The sequence below is a fragment of the Polynucleobacter yangtzensis genome (genome assembly GCF_027924165.1).
GTDB lineage: Bacteria > Pseudomonadota > Gammaproteobacteria > Burkholderiales > Burkholderiaceae > Polynucleobacter > Polynucleobacter yangtzensis.
Genome location: NZ_AP026973.1, coordinates 107,507 through 125,848, shown reverse-complemented (window position 1 = coordinate 125,848; position 18,342 = coordinate 107,507). Strand labels below are relative to the sequence as shown.

Annotated in this window: 18 protein-coding genes; 6 read left to right on the top strand and 12 right to left on the bottom strand. The window is 43.5% G+C overall.

Features of this window, described 5'->3' with window-relative positions:
- Positions 1–14 precede the first annotated feature (14 nt).
- The 4 genes from QMF28_RS00725 to petA form a co-directional block, all read right to left on the bottom strand.
- A complete protein-coding gene (locus QMF28_RS00725; protein ID WP_068320223.1) occupies positions 15–626 on the bottom strand; it encodes a glutathione S-transferase N-terminal domain-containing protein in 612 nt (203 codons plus the stop codon).
- 95 nt (positions 627–721) lie between these two features.
- A complete protein-coding gene (locus QMF28_RS00720; RefSeq protein WP_425594897.1) occupies positions 722–1,495 on the bottom strand; it encodes a cytochrome c1 in 774 nt (257 codons plus the stop codon).
- Between the two features lie 31 nt (positions 1,496–1,526).
- A complete protein-coding gene (locus tag QMF28_RS00715) occupies positions 1,527–2,927 on the bottom strand; it encodes a cytochrome b (RefSeq protein ID WP_068320219.1) in 1,401 nt (466 codons plus the stop codon).
- Positions 2,928–2,937: 10 nt separating this feature from the next.
- The gene (gene petA / locus QMF28_RS00710) at positions 2,938–3,540 is read right to left on the bottom strand and encodes a ubiquinol-cytochrome c reductase iron-sulfur subunit (protein ID WP_068320216.1); all 603 of its coding nucleotides are present in this window, start codon (positions 3,538–3,540) and stop codon (positions 2,938–2,940) included.
- A gap of 137 nt (positions 3,541–3,677) precedes the next feature.
- Between petA and mscL the strand changes: the two genes are divergently transcribed.
- The 3 genes from mscL to QMF28_RS00695 are packed head-to-tail and all read left to right on the top strand — an operon-like array spanning position 3,678 to position 7,535.
- Positions 3,678–4,100, top strand: a complete 423-nt coding sequence (gene mscL / locus QMF28_RS00705) for a large conductance mechanosensitive channel protein MscL (protein ID WP_281742646.1) — start codon at positions 3,678–3,680, stop codon at positions 4,098–4,100.
- Between the two features lies 1 nt (position 4,101).
- Positions 4,102–6,348: a tetratricopeptide repeat protein gene (locus tag QMF28_RS00700; protein WP_281742644.1), complete on the top strand. Its 2,247-nt coding sequence runs from the start codon at positions 4,102–4,104 to the stop codon at positions 6,346–6,348.
- Positions 6,348–7,535 carry a Do family serine endopeptidase gene (locus tag QMF28_RS00695; protein ID WP_281742642.1) on the top strand — a complete coding sequence of 396 codons (1,188 nt, stop codon included), beginning with the start codon at positions 6,348–6,350 and terminating at the stop codon, positions 7,533–7,535. Before QMF28_RS00700 ends, QMF28_RS00695 begins: the two co-directional genes overlap by 1 nt.
- Positions 7,536–7,568: 33 nt before the next feature.
- On the opposite strand, the gene QMF28_RS00690 is transcribed toward QMF28_RS00695, so the two are convergent.
- From QMF28_RS00690 to QMF28_RS00670, 5 genes are read right to left on the bottom strand one after another with little or no spacing between them, the layout of a single operon-like run.
- On the bottom strand, positions 7,569–8,303 hold the full coding sequence (locus tag QMF28_RS00690; protein WP_281742640.1) for an amino acid ABC transporter ATP-binding protein: 735 nt from the start codon (positions 8,301–8,303) through the stop codon (positions 7,569–7,571).
- A 24-nt stretch (positions 8,304–8,327) separates the two neighbouring features.
- Complete coding sequence (locus tag QMF28_RS00685) at positions 8,328–8,996, bottom strand: amino acid ABC transporter permease (protein ID WP_281742638.1); 669 nt, start codon at positions 8,994–8,996, stop codon at positions 8,328–8,330.
- Complete coding sequence (locus QMF28_RS00680; RefSeq protein ID WP_281742636.1) at positions 8,997–9,788, bottom strand: amino acid ABC transporter permease; 792 nt, start codon at positions 9,786–9,788, stop codon at positions 8,997–8,999.
- A gap of 3 nt (positions 9,789–9,791) precedes the next feature.
- On the bottom strand, positions 9,792–10,706 hold the full coding sequence (locus QMF28_RS00675; protein WP_281742634.1) for an amino acid ABC transporter substrate-binding protein: 915 nt from the start codon (positions 10,704–10,706) through the stop codon (positions 9,792–9,794).
- Between the two features lie 16 nt (positions 10,707–10,722).
- Positions 10,723–10,983, bottom strand: coding sequence for a winged helix-turn-helix domain-containing protein (locus tag QMF28_RS00670; protein ID WP_281742631.1), 261 nt, complete (start codon positions 10,981–10,983; stop codon positions 10,723–10,725).
- Between the two features lie 221 nt (positions 10,984–11,204).
- Between QMF28_RS00670 and QMF28_RS00665 the strand changes: the two genes are divergently transcribed.
- Both QMF28_RS00665 and QMF28_RS00660 read left to right on the top strand, forming a co-directional pair.
- A complete protein-coding gene (locus QMF28_RS00665; protein WP_281742629.1) occupies positions 11,205–11,750 on the top strand; it encodes a hypothetical protein in 546 nt (181 codons plus the stop codon).
- Between the two features lie 46 nt (positions 11,751–11,796).
- Complete coding sequence (locus QMF28_RS00660; RefSeq protein ID WP_281742628.1) at positions 11,797–13,095, top strand: porin; 1,299 nt, start codon at positions 11,797–11,799, stop codon at positions 13,093–13,095.
- Positions 13,096–13,206: 111 nt separating this feature from the next.
- Here QMF28_RS00660 and QMF28_RS00655 read toward each other — a convergent pair whose 3' ends face one another.
- Positions 13,207–14,373, bottom strand: coding sequence for a site-specific integrase (locus tag QMF28_RS00655; RefSeq protein ID WP_281742627.1), 1,167 nt, complete (start codon positions 14,371–14,373; stop codon positions 13,207–13,209).
- Between the two features lie 172 nt (positions 14,374–14,545).
- Positions 14,546–15,889, bottom strand: a complete 1,344-nt coding sequence (locus tag QMF28_RS00650) for a porin (RefSeq protein ID WP_281742625.1) — start codon at positions 15,887–15,889, stop codon at positions 14,546–14,548.
- 208 nt (positions 15,890–16,097) lie between these two features.
- Here QMF28_RS00650 and QMF28_RS00645 point away from each other — a divergent pair, with 208 nt between their 5' ends.
- Positions 16,098–17,561, top strand: a complete 1,464-nt coding sequence (locus tag QMF28_RS00645) for a tetratricopeptide repeat protein (RefSeq protein WP_281742623.1) — start codon at positions 16,098–16,100, stop codon at positions 17,559–17,561.
- On the opposite strand, the gene tatC is transcribed toward QMF28_RS00645, so the two are convergent.
- The gene (gene tatC, locus QMF28_RS00640; protein ID WP_281742622.1) at positions 17,558–18,340 is read right to left on the bottom strand and encodes a twin-arginine translocase subunit TatC; all 783 of its coding nucleotides are present in this window, start codon (positions 18,338–18,340) and stop codon (positions 17,558–17,560) included. The genes QMF28_RS00645 and tatC overlap by 4 nt on opposite strands.
- Positions 18,341–18,342 lie beyond the last annotated feature (2 nt).

Below are 18,342 nucleotides of genomic sequence, written 5' to 3'. Positions count from 1 at the left end.
ACCGCTGGAACTGCTTAGCGGCGCATTACCTTCTCGGAAGGAGTCAAAGCTTCAATGTATGCAGGTCTACTGAAAATACGCTCAGCGTATTTCAAGAGAGCAGCGGCATTACGAGAAAGATCGATGCCATAGTGCTCAAGACGCCATAACAAAGGCGCAATTGCAACGTCTAGCATTGAGAACTCATCGCCCAACATGTACTTATTTTTTACAAAAATAGGCGCAAGCTGAGTCAAACGATCACGAATCGCTAAACGCGCTTTTTCATGAACTTTCTCAGCAGCCTTACCTTTTTCGTTTTCCAAGGCTGCTACGTGCACAAATAATTCTTTCTCAAAATTAAAGAGGAAGAGGCGCGCACGTGCACGTGCTACTGGATCAGGCGGCATCAATTGCGGATGAGGGAAACGCTCATCAATATATTCATTGATGATGTTTGATTCATACAAAATTAAGTCGCGCTCAACCAAGATAGGAACTTGGCCATATGGGTTCATTACAGAGATGTCTTCTGGCTTATTAAACAAGTCAACATCGCGGATTTCAAAATCCATGCCTTTTTCAAAAAGCACCAATCGGCAGCGTTGCGAGAATGGGCAGTTAGTACCCGAGTACAACACCATCATAAATTTATTTCCTTAAATTTCTACTTCAATACAACAAACGCACAACAGCGTTAAATCTTGTCGCCAATAGACCCCGAAGGGTCTATTAAATTCAATTAATGAATATCTTTCCAATAAGCTTTATTCAAGCGCCAAGCTAGGAGAGTAAAGACAGCGAGGAACAAGAGCACGATGACGCCAAGGCGTTTGCGCTCTAACTGAACTGGCTCAGCCATCCATGACATGAACGCAACCAAGTCGGCCATATTGTCGTCGTACTCCTGTGACTTCATGGTGCCCGGTGTTAATTGCTCAAACCCTACAAATACTTTCTCCACTCTGCTTTCGTCATGAGGATCTTTACGCTCCTCAAACTTCGCAGCACGCTCACCTTGCAATTGCCAGAGCACATGCGGCATACCAACGTTTGGATACACCAAATTGTTCCACCCAGTTTGGGTAGTGTCATCTTTATAGAAAGTGCGGAAGTAGGTGTAAAGCCAATCGATACCACGTGCACGAGCTTCAACAGATAAATCTGGTGGAGTCTTGCCAAACCATGCTTTTCCTTCTTTAGGCGTCATGGAAATGGTCATTAAATCGCCAACCTTAGCGTCCGTCAAAATCAAATTGTCTTTAATTTGCTGGTCAGTCAAGCCAATATCACGCAAGCGGTTGTAACGCATGCTGGTTGCTGAATGGCAATTTAAGCAATAGTTCACAAAAATCTTTGCGCCGTTTTGTAATGAGGCATTGCTACTTACGCGATCAGGGGCTTTGTCTAAAGGAAAGCCTCCTTCACTTGCATTGGCAGCAACACCAAAGCCGAGGGCGGCAACCAATACTGTTGCTTGGCAGACGCCCATCAAAGTTTGCAGAATTCGTTTCATGCTAGTTCCTAGTTTCTCTTTGGTGTCTGAATTAATGGGATTCAAAAGTAACGCGCGTCGGAACTGGCTTGAATGTACCAAGCTTGCTCCAGAAAGGCATTGCCAAGAAAAAGCCCAGATAATAAATCGTACAAATCTGAGAAATCTTTTCAAATACTGGTGATGGTGGCTCGATACCCAAGTAACCCAAGATTACAAAGCTAACGATAAATACACCATAGATGTATTTATGAAACTGAGGGCGATAGCGAATAGATTTCACTGGTGACTTATCAAGCCAAGGCAAGAAGAACATGATCACAACAGAACCACCCATGATCACAACACCCCAGAACTTAGCATCAAAGAAATAGAAGCCGGCAGCCAATACCACTGCAATTGCTGCGCAAGCGCCCTTCACTTTTTTGTCGCTTGAACTTCTGGCAAACATTCCAAGAATGATGGCCAAGAAGATCCACAACGGCAACAAGAAGTTAGTAGTGGTTGCACGCAACATAGAGTAGAACGGCGTGAAATACCAAACTGGTGCAATGTGTGTCGGAGTTACAAATGGATTCGCTGGAATGAAGTTATTCGCTTCCAAGAAGTATCCACCCATCTCTGGTGCAAAGAACACGATGCAAGCGAATACCATCAAGAATCCGCCCAAGTACATTACGTCATGAACGCTGTAGTAAGGGTGGAATGGAATGCCATCAACTGGGTGGCCATTGGCATCCAAGTTCTCTTTAATCTCTACGCCATCAGGATTGTTTGAGCCAACTTCATGCAAGGCAAGAATGTGGGCAGCAACTAAACCAATCAATACCAATGGAATTGCAATAACGTGGAATGCAAAGAAACGGTTGAGGGTGGCATCACCAACAACATAGTCACCACGCAACCATAAAGATAGATCTGGGCCAATGAGTGGGATTGCAGAGAACAAGTTCACAATCACTTGAGCGCCCCAATAGGACATTTGACCCCATGGGAGCAAGTAACCGAAGAACGCCTCGCCCATCAAGCACAAGAAAATTGCGCAACCGAAAATCCAGATTAATTCACGTGGCTTGCGATAGGAGCCGTAGATCAAACCACGGAACATGTGCATGTAAACCACAACGAAGAACATGGAGGCGCCAGTTGAGTGCATGTAGCGAATCAACCAACCCCATGGCACTTCGCGCATGATGTATTCGACAGACTCAAATGCTTTAGCTGCATCTGGTTTGTAGTTCATTACCAAGAAAATGCCGGTAATGATTTGAATTGCCAAAACAACGATTGCTAGTGCGCCAAAGATGTAGAAAAAATTCAGATTCTTAGGAGCGTAGTACTCACTCATGTGACGCTTGAATGCGTCTGTAACAGGCAAACGTGAGTCAACCCATGCCATTAGCTTTACTGCGGCTGACGCGTCTGCAGGAACTTCTTTTTCGTGAAATGCCATTTATCTCTCCTTAGGCCTTCTTATCTTCGCCAACCAGAATCTTGGTATCGCTCAGGTACATATGTGGCGGTACTTCCATGTTGTCTGGGGCTGGTTTGTTTTTAAATACGCGGCCTGCCATATCGAAGGTAGAACCATGACATGGGCAAAGGAAGCCACCTGGCCAGTTATTAGGCAAGGAAGGCTGAGCACCGGATTCAAATTTAGCTGTAGGAGAGCAACCTAAGTGCGTGCAAATACCAACAACCACAAGGTACTCTGGCTTAATAGAGCGCCACTGATTTTGGGCATAAGGAGGTGTAAATTGGGCTGGATCGCGCAATGAGTCTGGATCAGCTAATTCGCCATCAATCTTGGACAATTCGGCAACTTGCTCAGGGGTACGACGCACCACCCAAACAGGCTTACCGCGCCATTCAACCATTCTCATTTCATCTGGCTGCATGCCAGCGATATCGATTTCAACAGCAGCACCGGCGGCTTTAGCGCGCTCGGAAGGCTCAAAACTGTCTACAAAAGGGTAAAGGGCTGCGGCTGCACCTACGCCTCCAACCGCCGATGTGGCGATCAGCCAGTTGCGGCGATCCTTGTCCATACAGGGCTTGTCACTCATTTACAAAATTCCTAAAAAGGGTATTTATGGGTGGAAATTGCTTAAAGGTAGGATTTTAAAGTAAAAAGTGGGGTAAGCAAGAAAGTTATGGGGTTAATCTCGGGTTAATCTGGATCTAAGTTAAAAGGAAGGCATTTATGAGCGTTTTAAAGGAATTTCGGGACTTTGCCGTCAAGGGCAATGTGATCGATTTGGCGGTTGGCGTCATCATTGGCGGGGCTTTCGGGAAAATCGTTGATTCACTGGTAAATGACATCGTTATGCCCGTTATCTCGACTCTTTTAGGGGGTCATATCGACTTTACGAACCTTTTTCTCGTCCTTGGCCGCATCCCAGAGGGTGTTCCTAGAACTTTTGACGCCCTCAAAAAGGCTGGAGTGCCAATTTTTGCCTATGGCAATTTCATTACCATTTCGATCAATTTCATTCTTTTGGCCTTTGTTATCTTCCAAATGGTCAAGGTGGTCAATAAGGTTCGCTTGATGGATGCACCTCCTCCTCCGCCCGTTCCAGAGGATGTAATTTTGCTTCGCGAGATTCGTGACAGCCTAAAAAAATAATTTGTCCCAAAAAATTTCCCAAGAGACACAAGAACAAGCTCAGATCATTTTTCAAAATGGTTTGAGCTTGCTTCAGCAAGGAAAGCCTGACGAAGCAGATCGGTTTTTTTCTGAAGCGCATAAACTAGATCCAAATAATGTTGATACATTAAATCTTTTAGGCATTCGCGCTTATCAGAAACAAGATCACAAAAGTGCAATTGATTTTTTGAGTCGAGCAAATTTAATTGCGCCTCATTCTGCCCAAACACTCAGCAATTTAGGTTTAGTCCACAACGCACTTTTTGAATATGCAGAAGCATTGTCATACTTTACTTTGGCAATTGATTGTGATCCCAATATTCCAGAGACCCATAACAACCATGGCAATACGTTACGAGGCCTGGGGAAAATTGATGAAGCAAATAAAGCTTATGAAAGAGCCATTGCCCTAAGACCAAACTACGCGGAGGCCCTGAGCAATCAAGGGGTTCTCTTGCTGGAAGCGGGTAAGTCTGACAAGGCAATTTCCTTGTTTGAGCGGGCAATTCAAGCGAATCCTCATTTTGCAACTGCATACAACAATTTAGGCAATGCGTTCACTCAAATTGAATATTACGAAGATGCATTTCAATGCTTTGAAAGAGCGCTGCAGATTAATCCTAACTATCTCGATGCATGCTTGAACTTTGGTAACAGTCTAAAAAAATACAAGCAATATGAAGCGGCAATTGATTGCTACCAACATGCATTGAAAATTGATTCAAATAATGCAAAAACATTTTATTTTTTGGGGGAGGTCTATTACGATCTCGGCGATTGTGATTTGGCAAAAACTTACTACGCTAAGTTTTTAGAATTACAACCGAGAGATCTAGACTCTCATGTCGCACTCTCTATTGCACAAATTCCTAAAGTAGCAAAGAGTATTCAAGAATTTAGCAATTCCAGAATTACATTTGCTCAGCAACTCCAATTTTTTCAAGCACTTCCTGAGCAAAAAATTGACTTGGCCTTGAGTGAAAAACTGATTGCTAGACACCCTTTTTATATTGCTTACCAGGACCTAAATAACGAGGCCCTCCTCTCTCAATTTGGGAAGATTTGCACTGATTTAGCCAAGCCAATTCAAGAGAGGGTGAAGATAAGGCAGGACCCCACAAAAACAAGCTCCAAAATCAGACTTGGAATCGTTAGCAGCTTTATTTGCGACCATCCCGTCTGGCATGCCATCACCAAGGGATGGGTAAGTCAGCTAGATACATCGCAATTTGAGCTTTACATCTTAAATACCAATGGGATAGAGGACAAAGAGACCGAGCTAGCTAAATCAAAGGCAGTGAGCTATACAAACTGCGGTACTGCAGTCATGACAGCAGCTCAAACCATTGTGGATCTCCGTCTGGATGTGATTCTTTATCCTGAGATTGGCATGGATATGGTTAGTAAGGCTTTGGCATGCTTACGACTTGCCCCCGTTCAGGCTGCTAGCTGGGGTCACCCAGAAACAACCGGCCTACCAACAATCGACTTCTTTTTGTCAGCTCAACTAATGGAGCCTCCTGAATCTGTCCACCTTTACAGTGAAAAGCTGGTTCGTCTTCCGAATTTGGGAACCTGCTTTGAGAACACCTCGATTCAAGTGGTGACTCCTGATTTAAGCGCTCTCGGGATTGATTCTCAATCTCCAATATTGTTATGTGCCGGCTCACCATCTAAATACAACCCAAACCATGACCAGGTATTGGTACAAATTGCACAAAAGCTTGGGGCCTGTCAGCTTGTCTTTTTTAACTTTAGCGAAAATCTCACTGCAATCTTAAAAGAGCGTCTGATAGAAAGCTTTAAGAAAGCCAATCTCGATGCCAATCAATTTCTGCGTTTTATTCCCTTCCTTAAAAAAGAAGAGTTTCATGGCTTAATGCAGGCATCTGATCTCTATCTCGACACCATAGGCTTTTCGGGATTCAATACTGCTATGCAAGCGCTAGCTTCGGGCCTGCCCATCGTCGCCTTTGAAGGCCCGCAGATGCGTGGCCGTCTTGCCAGCTCGATTTTAAGTAGGATAGATCTCAAGGAATTGGTTTGTAGCTCAGAGTCAGAATATATTGATTTGATAGTGAAGCTACTCCAAAACCGAGAATTACTAAACTCCGTTAAGATAAAAATGAATCAGTCCAAAGAGGTTCTATTTAATGATCTAGAGCCTATTAGGGAATTAGAAAAATTTTTAATCGAGCAAGTTCAAATAAATAAAGTAGATCCTTAATGAACTCTTCACTCAATAAATATTGGCTCTTATTTGCGCAAGCTGTCACCATCATGTTGGCAGCCTTATTTATTGTGGCAACTCTAAAGCCAGAGTGGTTATCAGATTCAAGAATGAATTCTTTAGTAGATACGGTTTCCCTAAAAGAAAGCGGCTACGATGGGCAACTCAGTCCCGGCTCATACCACGATGCTGTCAAGCGCTCGATGCCTGCCGTAGTCAATATCTTCACTAGCAAAACCTCTAACAAGCCAAGAGCTCGCAAAGGTACCAATCCAAATTCTGCGGATCCTTTATTTAAGTTCTTCTTTGGAGATCAGCCGCCAGAAGAGGAGCCTAGCTCCAGCCTAGGGTCTGGCGTCTTAGTTAGTCCAGAGGGATACATCTTGACCAATCATCATGTCATTAGCGACGCTGATGAAATAGATGTCGCTTTATCAGACGGCAGAAAAGTGAAAGCCCAAGTGATTGGTAGCGACCCAGAAACAGATATTGCAGTATTAAAAATTGAAGCAAAACAATTGCCCACTCCGATTACGCTTGGCAAAGTTGAGTCAGTGCATGTTGGTGATGTCGTGCTTGCTATCGGTAATCCATTTGGGGTTGGTCAAACTGTGACCTCCGGAATCGTTTCGGCCTTAGGTCGAGATCATGTGGGCATCAATACCTTTGAAAACTTTATTCAAACCGATGCGGCAATCAATCCCGGAAATTCTGGTGGCGCGTTAATTGATACCCGCGGGAACCTCATTGGCATCAACACAGCGATTTACTCCAATAATGGCGGCTCAATGGGTATCGGTTTTGCTATCCCCATAAATCTAGCCAAGCAGGTTATGGAGTCCATCCTGAGCAATGGCAGTGTTACTAGAGGTTGGATTGGGGTTGAGCCACAAAACCTCTCCAAAGAGCTCCTGGAGTCTCTGGGCTTACCTAATAGCACTCAGGGTGTATTGCTCTCAGGGGTCTTGGAGGGAGGTCCTGCAGCGAAGGGTGGAGTCAAGCCGGGCGACGTACTAATCACTGTCAATGGCAATCCCACTAAGGACGTCAGACAGCTTTTAAATCAAATTGCACAGATTGCTCCTGGCAATGATGCGAAGCTCAAAATACTTCGCAAAGATAAAGAGCTTGAGTTAACAGTGCAAACTGGTAAACGACCAAAGCCCAAAAAGATGACGCAATAAAAGCCGGCCATATTTGTGGTGAGGGCTTTGGACTTAACCCACCAAAATTTTAGATAAGAACTCTTTAGCCCTTGGTGAGCGCAATTCTGGATTAGCAAAGAATTCTTCTTTGCTGCAATCCTCAACAATGCGTCCTTGATCCATGAAAATCACGCGATGACTGACCTTTCTGGCAAAGCCCATCTCATGGGTGACGCAACACATTGTCATACCTTCATTCGCCAACTTCACCATCACATCCAATACTTCACCAACCATTTCGGGATCCAATGCAGAAGTTGGCTCATCAAACAACATTACGATGGGATCCATGCTTAAGGCTCTAGCAATCGCAACACGCTGTTGCTGACCGCCAGACAACTGCCCTGGAAATTTATCCTTCTGGGCCAATAAGCCAACCCGCTCCAAGTATTTAAGGCCATGCTTGTTAGCCTCGTCAGCAGAACGTCCCAGCACCTTCATCTGAGCCAGAGTCAAGTTCTCTGTAACACTCAAGTGTGGGAAAAGCTCAAAGTGCTGAAACACCATACCCACACGAGCGCGAAGCTGGGGCAGATTGGTTTTCGGATCATGTAGATGCACTCCATCAACCACAATCTCGCCTTTTTGAAATGGCTCTAAAGCATTAATGGTTTTAATTAGGGTCGATTTTCCTGAGCCCGAAGGCCCACAAATAACTACCACCTCACCCTTCTGGATGGAGGTGCTGCAATCACTTAGTACCTGAAAAGATCCGTACCATTTTGATACATTGCGAAGTTCAATCATGATTATTTAATGGCTCAGAAATGTCTAACGGATGATGGCAACTTTAGCTTGAATCTTACGAACCACTTTTGAAAGTGAGAAGCAAATCACAAAATAAGTAATAGCAGCCAAGATATAAGTCTCAATGGGCCGGCCATAATTTTTACCAGCGATTTCAAAGCCCTTCAGTAAGTCGTACGCTCCAATTGCGTAAACAAGAGAAGTGTCTTGAAACAAAATAATCGTTTGCGTCATGAATACTGGAATCATGTTTCTAAATGCTTGTGGCAACACAATGAATCGCATATTTTGACCATAGGTCATGCCCAAGGCCTCTGCCGCATAAGCCTGGCCTCTTGGTACCGACTGAATTCCGGCTCGCACAATCTCAGAAAAAAACGCAGCCTCAAATGCGATGAACGTAATAGTTGCCGAGAGATCTGCGCCTATAGGACGACCAATCAGCATCGGAATCAATAAAAAGAACCATAGGATCACCATCACCAGCGGGATTGAACGCATAGTGTTAACATAAAACGTAGCGGGATAAACCAAGGCGGACTTACCCGATAAACGCATTAAGGCCAAGATAGTGCCAACAACAATGCCGCCAATAGTGGCAATCACCGTTAACTGAACGCTAAAGAGCAAGCCCTTCAAAATATAGTTTGTGAACAACTCCCAGTTATAGAAGCTCAGGTCGAGTTCAAACATTTAGTGAGCCACTCCCGCTTCGCTTGCCTGGGTGATAAAACCCGGAATACGCGTTCTTTTTTCTATCAGAGCCATTACACGATTCACCGCAAATGCTGAAGAAGCGTATAGCAAAGTTACAGCCAAATAGATTTCGACACCATGAGACGTTTCTTCCTGCGCCTGCATTGCAAATAAAGTGAGCTCCGGCACAGAAACTGCGAATGCTACCGATGAATTTTTAATCAGATTCATACTCTCAGAAGTTAATGGTGGGATCACAATGCGCAAAGCCATAGGCAAGATGACGTAGCGATAGCTTTGAGTAGTTGTTAAGCCTAGAGCGGTAGCAGCCATACGTTGACCACTTGGCAAAGCCTGAATACCTGCCCTTACTTGCTCGGCAATTCGTGCGGAAGTAAAAAAACCTAGGGCAATACTAACCAACCAATAGGACGGCAGCGCTTTCAAGGGCAAAACAAATGCAGGGATGACGTGATACCAAAGAAATACTTGAACCAAAATTGGAATATTTCTAAAAAGCTCAACCCAGGCAGTAGATAAACGGATTAGCCATTTATTTAATGAATCAGTTTCAGGCAAAGTGCGCAAGGTACCCATAACAGCACCAATCAGCAGCGCAATGGTCAAGCTCAGGCCTGCAACTGCTAAGGTCCATCCCCACGCTTTTACGAGCCAATCGAGATAACTGGGATCGGCGTTCTGACCTAAACCGAAAATTGAAGAGATGCAGTGGTCGACCACATCCCCATCTAAGGTGCTTTTACAAAAAACACCTAAATCTAAAGCCATAAGTTATTTCTTTTGATAATCTTCAGCGGGCTTGTCGTTTAGATTGGCCCAGGCGTTCTTGGTCGCAGGAGATAACTCCAAACCAACCACAATATTCTTAGGTGGAATAGGCGATAGGAACCATTTATTCCACAGCTTTGGCATGTTGCCATTCTTAACAATCTTGGCGATTGCTTCATTTACTGCAGCCTTGAACTCTGGGTCATCCTTGCGAACCATAATCGCAATAGGCTCTGTACTGAGAACCTCACCAACAATCTTGTAATCCTTTGGATTCTTGGAATTGGCAATATTGCCAGCCAAGATAGAGCCATCCATCACAAATGCATCAGCGCGGCCAGACTCAAGCAACAAAAAGCTATCTGCATGATCTTTACCAAAGACTTCATCAAAATTCACACCATTAGCTTTTTCATGTTTGCGCAACAACTGCACTGAGGTTGTACCAGTAGTGGTTGCCACTTTTTTACCAGCTAACTGAGAAATAGAATTAATGCCAGAGTTTGCCTTCACGGCAATGCGTACTTCTTCTACATATAGGGTGTTAGCAAAGCCAACGTCTTTTGCACGAGCAGTGTTATTGGTAGTGGTGCCGCACTCGATATCAATCGTGCCGTTTTGCATCAAAGGAACACGATTCTGAGAAGTCACTGGCTGATAGTTGATGCGAAGCGCGCTCAAACTAAGCTTGTCCTTAATGTCGCCCAAGATCATGCGGCAAATCTCCACGTGATAACCATCAAAGCGACTATCGCCAGTGGTATAGGACATTGGAATAGAGGATTCACGCACGCCCATGGTGATTGAACCAGATGACTTGATTTTGTCTAATGTTGGGGAAGCAGCAAAACAGACTGAACTCATGCCGACCAATAGAGCGGGAATAATGGCTGTATATAAATTTGGTGTTTTTTTCATGTCAGTTATCTTGGTTTTAGATAGGCTTTCCAGCTTTAATAATGCACTTACTAAGTGTTGAAAAATAATCTCTTGATTTTGGCGTCAGCTCTAAATATTTCTTACGCCCATCAGGATCGTCACCATAACGAATTAACCCATACTTTTGTAAATTACTTAGGCGCCTATGGAGGGTTGCTGGCGAACCTAACTTATTTAAATAAATAGCTTCTGAAACAAGTAGAGGCTTACCCTCAAGATAATGTATCGCAATCATCTCTAGCAAGCTTTTTTCCACGGCATCAAAATTTGAAATAATTCTGAAGCTCCTTCAAGAGTCTCAATTAAACGCACAAAACGTAAATATGCATTAGTTATAGCGGATGACTTCAATTTTGTCTCAATTTTGTAATTTTTATCATAGTTAACTTTATATCAAAAAAATGAAAAAGAGTAAGGGTTTTTACCTTTATCCATGTATTGTGAAATTTTTTATAATTAATAAAAAATTAATACAAATTGCGCGACTATCTCACCAAAACCTCGATTGCCCTCTCGATTGCATGCCTCTGGATAGCTTGTGACTATTTAAATATCAAATTTCTAGACTCAGTGAAGATTAATGAGTTCTTATATGCAATCTACTTGCTAGCTGGCTTTAGATTGGTAGCAATCATTCTATTTGGGTGGACCGGCGTATTGGGTGTTTTCCTAGGGTATTCAATTTCTGGAATTTTTTTAAGGTATTTTGAACCCCAAGATGCCATTTCCCTGGGCCTACTCTCATCTTTAGCCCCATTGATTGCCTATCGAACATGGCAAAAGGCCTTTAAGCATTCCAATGAATTCGTAAACGTGAGTTTTATTGAACTTTTTTACTTAATCCTACTAAGTGGATTAATTAGCGCAGCATTCAGATCCGCCTACCTCCTGGCGCTGAATAAGGTTTTCAATCCGGACATCTTATTGGCAACTTTTGCAGCAAATATTAGCGGCTCCATTGTTTTTCTTTTTAGCTTAAAGCTGATTTCACTCCTATTTAAGCGGATGATCATTCGTCATTAATCCAACTCTTTAAATCTTCATTCCTTAGTATTTGGAGATTTAAAGAATGAAAAAATCGCTATTAGCAGTTGCAGCTATCGGTGCATTTGCATCTGCTGCTCAAGCTCAGTCCAGCGTAACCGTATACGGTATCTTGGACGTTGGCTACATTGGTTCTAACGCTAAAGAAGGTACTAACGGCACAGCTAAGATTCAAAAGTCTGCTTTTGGTCAGTCTGCTGAACAAACTTCACGTTTGGGTTTCAAAGGTACTGAAGACTTAGGCGGCGGCGCTTCTGCTTTCTTTACTGTTGAACTCGGTTTGACACCACAAAACTCAGAATTGTCTGGCGGCGGCGCTACTGATGGCGTTCAACGTACAACTAATTCTTCAGGTTCTGCTGTTGATAACCGTCAATCATTTGTTGGTTTGAAAAAGAATGGTATCGGCCAATTCGCATTCGGTCGTCAATACACTCCAGTATTTAACACTGGTGCTGCTACATCTCCTGGTCAATACAACAACGTAGTTGGTGACGTTGTTTATGCTGGTGGTACTTCTGTTTATGCTTCAACTGCAACTTTAACAAGCGGTAACAACAACGGTATTGGTTTCACAAACCGTGCTTCTAACGCGTTGACAGCTCAGTCTGATCGCTTTGCTGGCTTCCAAGTTGGCGGTATGTATGCAATGAACAACCAAAACCAAACTGAAACTGTTGCTGCTGGTACAACTTCAACTACAGCTGCTGGTGGTGGTAACACCAACTGGAACGGTTGGGGCTTGAACGGTAACTTCACATGGCAGAAATTGTATGTTGGCGTTGCTTACCAGTCATTTAAGACTCAGTACAGCACTGGTGTATTTGCATCAACACCTACAGCAGCAAACGTAAACCTCGGTTCTCCTGCTGTTACTAGCGGTCAAATCGTTTCAGGTGGCGTTTTGTTCCCAGCATCACAAATCTCTGACAAACAGACTTTGGCTGGTGCAACTTATGACTTTGGTATCTTGAAGGCGTATGCTCAGTGGGTTGGCCGTAAGGTGCAAAACGACTACGCTTCAACTTTGAATACACAAGCTGGTGAGCAGTTAAACCGTAATGCACAGCAGATCGGTGTTCGTAGCTACATCACTCCAACAATCGAGTCATGGGCCTCTATCGGTACTGGTAAGATCAAAGCATCTGCTAACGCAGCTACTTTGAACTTCGTAGGCTGGCAGTTGGGTTCTAACTACTACCTCAGCAAGCGTACAAACTTGTATGCAATCTACGGTCAGACAAACACAAGCAGCGCTTCTGGTGTTGCTGGTTCAAACTCTGGTGCAAACCAATACGCTCTTGGCGTACGTCACACTTTCTAATTCATTGCTAGCGTAAGCTAGTGATAATTAGTTAGGCATTAAATTAACCCACTGTGGAAACACAGTGGGTTTTTTCTTTTCTGCAGTGATTCTGGCTAGCAAATGCAATGCTTATCCTGAGGGCGCCTTCACTGAAGTTCTTTTTGATTGAAGCATTTCAATATTCATTTCAGCGGTTAAGTTTGATGAATAAAAACGTTCAATCATTTCTACTGAAGTCCGAGCATTTCTTGCAAGCGTTAACAAATCAATTCCACGTCCATATAAGAGCCTAAAAGTAATGGCGGTATGACGAAGGCTGTAGAGTGTTCGCGTCTGCCCTTCCTGGCCAATCGATAGATTGCTATTTAAGAGAATTTTTCTGAAATGACCTGATATAAGTTGGATTGCCCCTTGCCTATCACTAGCCTCTGGCAAGAAAAGATAGTCATTGGGCCCCCCATAACCCCTGGATGATTGATATCGCTGTAGGCGTTCATAAATAAATTTGGCCGATCTTAGTGTCACAATTTGACCACTGTGCCCCTTTGTCTTGGGCAAGTTAAGACGCAAGTATGTATTGTTGCCAGTGATGGATTCAATATGCTTATGTTGAATCAATTTAATATCAACCGGCCTAACAAATGAATTAACCATAAATTGAATTAACCAGGTCATTTCTATTGGTACCGCATCACTTTTGATATATGCACCACCAGATGTAGTTCGGTGGCCTGCCTTAATGTAGCCCTCTTTGGGTGCCATGGCTCTACTTGTTTTTAGAAGTTTTCTGTATTCGGAGCATGTAAATCCACCCCTTGGTATGCTTTTTGCTTTAATTTTAGGAAACAATGGAATTTTAAAGATCAACTCTTTCTCAAGTGCCAGCATCAGAATTCTTCTCAATAATCCTAAATACTGCTTAATTGTTACAGGCTTAACATTGTGTGCGTACAAATAGTTAATAAAGCCAACAATCTCCTCATAATGAATATCTTTGACTAAAAATTCCTCAAAAAAGGGCAATAATCGAGCATTGAGACGGCTTTTAAACATTCCCAAAGTTTGTTTGGTGATGTCACCAGAAATATGTTTTTGCAACTCTCGTTCGAGAGCTGTTTTGGCTAAATTTGAGAATTTCCCTAAATCCAAATTCTTATAGTCGGAACAATCATTTTTTATGATGGGCAATACGCCTGGGAAAGCAATGCTTGCACCATTAACAGTAAATACCGAAGTCTTGCCCGGATCATTAGCGGCGACTCCAATTTCTGTAATCGGTATGCAAATACATTTCATATTTATTTATAAATTTGATGTATTTTCACAACCGCTTACAGATACTTATATTGGTATTTGTAATAGTTATCAGCATTAGATTTAAGATTGATACTAAAAAATTTTCATAAAAAAACCACCCCGAAGGGTGGTTTTTAGATCTAATCTAAAACTAGCTTACGCTAGCAATGAATTAGAAAGTGTGACGTACGCCAAGAGCGTATTGGTTTGCGCCTGTGTTGCTACCAACAGCGCCAGAAACGCTGCTTGTTTGGCTTTGACCATAGATACCGTACAAGTTTGTACGCTTGCTGAGGTAGTAGTTAGAACCAACTTGCCAGCCTACAAAGTTTGCTGTAGCTGCACCAACGCCGCCTTTGAGTTTACCGTTACCGATAGAAGCCCAAGATTCGATTGTTGGAGTGATGTAGCTACGAACACCGATCTGCTGTGCATTGCGGTTTAGCTGCTCACCGGCTGCTGCAGTTGCAATGCCTGCAGCATCTGTGTTGGCAGTATATGCGTAATCGTTTTGCACTTTACGGCCAACCCATTGTGCGTATGCCTTCAAAATACCGAAGTCATAAGTTGCACCAACCAAAGTCTGTTTGTCAGAGATTTGTGCTGCTGGGAACAAAGGTGCAACACCTCTAACACCAGCACCATTTACCTGGATTAACTGACCAGCAGATGCACCAACTGAACCTAAGTTTTGGATGCTATTACCTGCAGGAACGCCAGTGCTGTACTGAGTTTTAAATGACTGGTAAGCAACACCAACATACAATTTCTGCCATGTGAAGTTACCGTTCAAGCCCCAACCGTTCCAGTTGGTGTTACCACCAGCTGAGCCACCAGTTGCTGATGTAGCAAAAGTACCATCAGGAGCAGTTTGAGTTTGGTTTTGGTTATTCATTGCATACATACCGCCAACTTGGAAGCCAGCAAAGCGATCAGACTGAGCTGTCAACGCGTTAGAAGCACGGTTTGTGAAGCCAATACCGTTATTAGTGCCTGTAACAACTGTGCCTGATGAGAATGCAGAAGATGCGCCTGCATAAACTACGTCACCGATAACGTTGTTGTATTGACCAGGAGATGTAGCAGCACCAGTGTTAAATACTGGAGTGTATTGACGACCGAATGCGAATTGGCCGATACCATTCTTTTTCAAACCAACAAATGATTGACGGTTATCAACAGCTGAGCCAGAAGCCTGAGTTGTACGCTGGGTACGGTCTTCAGCAGTACCTCCAGACAATTCTGAGTTTTGTGGTGTCAAACCGAGTTCAACAGTAAAGAAAGCAGAAGCGCCGCCGCCTAAGTCTTCAGTACCTTTGAAACCCAAACGTGAAGTTTGTTCAGCAGACTGACCAAAAGCAGACTTTTGAATCTTAGTTGCGCCGTTAGTACCTTCTTTAGCGTTAGAACCAATGTAGCCAACGTCCAAGATACCGTATACGGTTACGCTGGACTGAGCTTGAGCAGCAGATGCAAATGCACCGATAGCTGCAACTGCTAATAGCGATTTTTTCATTCTTTAAATCTCCAAAAATTAAAAGTAATGCCCAAATAAAACTGGGACCTACGAATTTTGCTTCTTTTGCCTCCCCAGACTGGGGGTCAGGGTATTTAGGAGCTCTTTTTGCTTGTCAAAAGGTAGTTTTTTTGCTTTCTTCGTTGTATCTCGGCAACAAGACCTCTCTTTTCTGTCTTTTAAGGGCTCTAGATGCCAAAATTGTCATATGGCAAGCCGCGAATTCTTAAAAATCCTTAGTTCAGCCCGTTTAGGTGATGTTTCTGCGCAACAAAATCTTGCTCAGGCCTATCTAACCGGCGCCTTTAAAACTCCCATTCAGCCAGCTAACGCATTGATTTGGCTGGAAAAATCCTATTTTTCTATTACAAATCAAACACTTGAGAACCAAAGCTCAAGTAGCGCTGAAATTTTTAAGGTCTTGGCTCAAGTTGCCAGCATTCCGCTGGTCGAAACCTTTAATTCACCTGCATTTAGCTTTGGCTGGGATTCTTTTTGGAGGCTTGCTGAGGGTGCTGAAGACTCAGAGCAGTCTTCAGCAGCTAAATGGCAACTAGTAAATTTATTAGTCAATCCACAACATCAAGATATTCAATCTCAATTATTAGATTGGCTAAAAAAGAGTAGTGGAATTACATCTGTCGAGAAAATTTCCGGCTTAGATCTTGCTGCTCTTCAAAAGATTGCCAAGCGCTATTTAAATGAACTGGCAGAAGGCGGCTCTACTTTTGCAGCGAATGCAAAAGAATTGCTGATCAAACTCCAACCCAAAAATGAAGCACTCTCATCTTTGTGGAAAGTTTGGCTAGATGAAAAAAATGAAGAGGCATTAACCCGAGCCGCTGAACTTGGTCTAACTATCGCTAAGTTAACCCTAGGATTACGTCTTGCACAACTGGATGACAGGGACGAGCCAGTAGAAACAAAATCTAATGCTTCTCTTAAGAAAGCGGCACATTGGTTGGAGCTCGCCGCTAAAGATGGCGATCGAGATGCTTGGTATGCGCTCGGTGAGATTTATCGCCGTCCACAATTTTCTGGATACAACGCAGCAGAAAGTGATCGCTGCTTTGATCGCGCAGCCGACCTTGGTCATGCTCAAGCGCAACTTCGCAAAGGCGCCAATCTTTGGCGTAAGCGTGAAAAGTCAGAAGAAAAAGTTCGCGGGTTACAGGCTTCTTACTGGGTTTGGCAAGCCCAACAGCAAGGCGTAGCAGAGGCAAAGGAATTACTCAGCAAAATTTTGGAGAGTTGTCCAAACCCCAAAAAGAATGAGTGGTTTGAGTTAGCACAATACGCCGAGCAAGCACTCAATCATCATGCTGAGCACAAGCTCGATGAAGACTGGCTACTACTTTGTCATCGCATCATCATTGCCAATCAATTTAATTTCAGCAAAGCAGAATTATTGTTGTGTGAAGTTGGGCAGCTACAACATGAACATTGCGTAGTAGTGGATATTCGCTGGGAGCTACCGAAGATATTGCCGAGATTAATTCAGATTGAAACCATTCAGCAACGCCGAGCTCTATTAGCAGCTGGCAAGGCATTTGCCGGCACAGAAATGGATCTTGAAGGCAATCTTCGTCAAAGGCGCTATCGCTTTGACCGTGTTACTGACTGGTTAACGACTACCTTTGCAAATCAGATCGTCGATGCAGAAGCTAATTAAGCCGCAGAACCCTCTGCCTTAACTTCATCCTCAGATGGCTTGGGCACATAGAAGCGCGCAATAAATAGCCCTAATTCATAGAGGAGAGTCATCGGCACCGCCAGAAGCAGTTGCGAAAGAACATCTGGAGGGGTCACGACCGCTGAGATCACAAAAGCGCCCACAATCACATAAGGGCGAATCTCTCTCAGCTTTGCTAAAGGCACCATACCCATGCGTACCAAAACAACTACCACCACAGGTACTTCAAAGGTAATGCCAAAAGCCAAAAATGTATTCATAGCAAAGCCAAGGTATTTATCGATGTCAGTAGACATCTCTGCACCCAATGGCGCGTTGTAACTAGCCATAAAGTTAAATACGGTTGGGAACACTAAGAAATAGGCAAAAGCCATGCCAAAAATAAATAGGCTATAGCTACTCACTACCAAAGGAAGGATGAGTTTTCTTTCGTGTAGATAGAGGCCGGGCGCAATGAAAGCCCAGAGCTGATAAATCACTACAGGTAGCGCAATCAGGAAAGCAACCAGCATGGTTACCTTCATCGGCACAAAGAAGGAACCAGTAACATCGGTCACGATCATCTTGCCGCCTGCTGGTAATGACTCAAGCAAAGGCTGCGCAAACAAATGAAAAATATCAGGCGCCCAATAAACCAAACATACGAAGACGACAATAATTGCAATCGCCGATTTAATTACGCGATCACGTAATTCAAATAAGTGGGATAGAAATGTTTCTTGTAATCCCGAGTCTTCAGTTGAATTCTTATCAGTCATGC

What these genes read in the sequence shown, in the direction of transcription:
- petA (WP_068320216.1), bottom strand. Translation starts at nt 3,540, where the DNA reads ATGAGTGACAAGCCCTGTATGGACAAGGATCGCCGCAACTGGCTGATC.
- QMF28_RS00680 (WP_281742636.1), bottom strand. Translation starts at nt 9,788, where the DNA reads ATGGCTTTAGATTTAGGTGTTTTTTGTAAAAGCACCTTAGATGGGGAT.
- QMF28_RS00725 (WP_068320223.1), bottom strand. Translation starts at nt 626, where the DNA reads ATGATGGTGTTGTACTCGGGTACTAACTGCCCATTCTCGCAACGCTGC.
- QMF28_RS00650 (WP_281742625.1), bottom strand. Translation starts at nt 15,889, where the DNA reads ATGAAAAAATCGCTATTAGCAGTTGCAGCTATCGGTGCATTTGCATCT.
- QMF28_RS00645 (WP_281742623.1), top strand. Translation starts at nt 16,098, where the DNA reads ATGGCAAGCCGCGAATTCTTAAAAATCCTTAGTTCAGCCCGTTTAGGT.
- QMF28_RS00715 (WP_068320219.1), bottom strand. Translation starts at nt 2,927, where the DNA reads ATGGCATTTCACGAAAAAGAAGTTCCTGCAGACGCGTCAGCCGCAGTA.
- QMF28_RS00720 (WP_425594897.1), bottom strand. Translation starts at nt 1,495, where the DNA reads ATGAAACGAATTCTGCAAACTTTGATGGGCGTCTGCCAAGCAACAGTA.
- QMF28_RS00675 (WP_281742634.1), bottom strand. Translation starts at nt 10,706, where the DNA reads ATGAAAAAAACACCAAATTTATATACAGCCATTATTCCCGCTCTATTG.
- QMF28_RS00695 (WP_281742642.1), top strand. Translation starts at nt 6,348, where the DNA reads ATGAACTCTTCACTCAATAAATATTGGCTCTTATTTGCGCAAGCTGTC.
- QMF28_RS00690 (WP_281742640.1), bottom strand. Translation starts at nt 8,303, where the DNA reads ATGATTGAACTTCGCAATGTATCAAAATGGTACGGATCTTTTCAGGTA.
- tatC (WP_281742622.1), bottom strand. Translation starts at nt 18,340, where the DNA reads ATGACTGATAAGAATTCAACTGAAGACTCGGGATTACAAGAAACATTT.
- mscL (WP_281742646.1), top strand. Translation starts at nt 3,678, where the DNA reads ATGAGCGTTTTAAAGGAATTTCGGGACTTTGCCGTCAAGGGCAATGTG.
- QMF28_RS00660 (WP_281742628.1), top strand. Translation starts at nt 11,797, where the DNA reads ATGAAAAAATCGCTATTAGCAGTTGCAGCTATCGGTGCATTTGCATCT.
- QMF28_RS00685 (WP_281742638.1), bottom strand. Translation starts at nt 8,996, where the DNA reads ATGTTTGAACTCGACCTGAGCTTCTATAACTGGGAGTTGTTCACAAAC.
- QMF28_RS00655 (WP_281742627.1), bottom strand. Translation starts at nt 14,373, where the DNA reads ATGAAATGTATTTGCATACCGATTACAGAAATTGGAGTCGCCGCTAAT.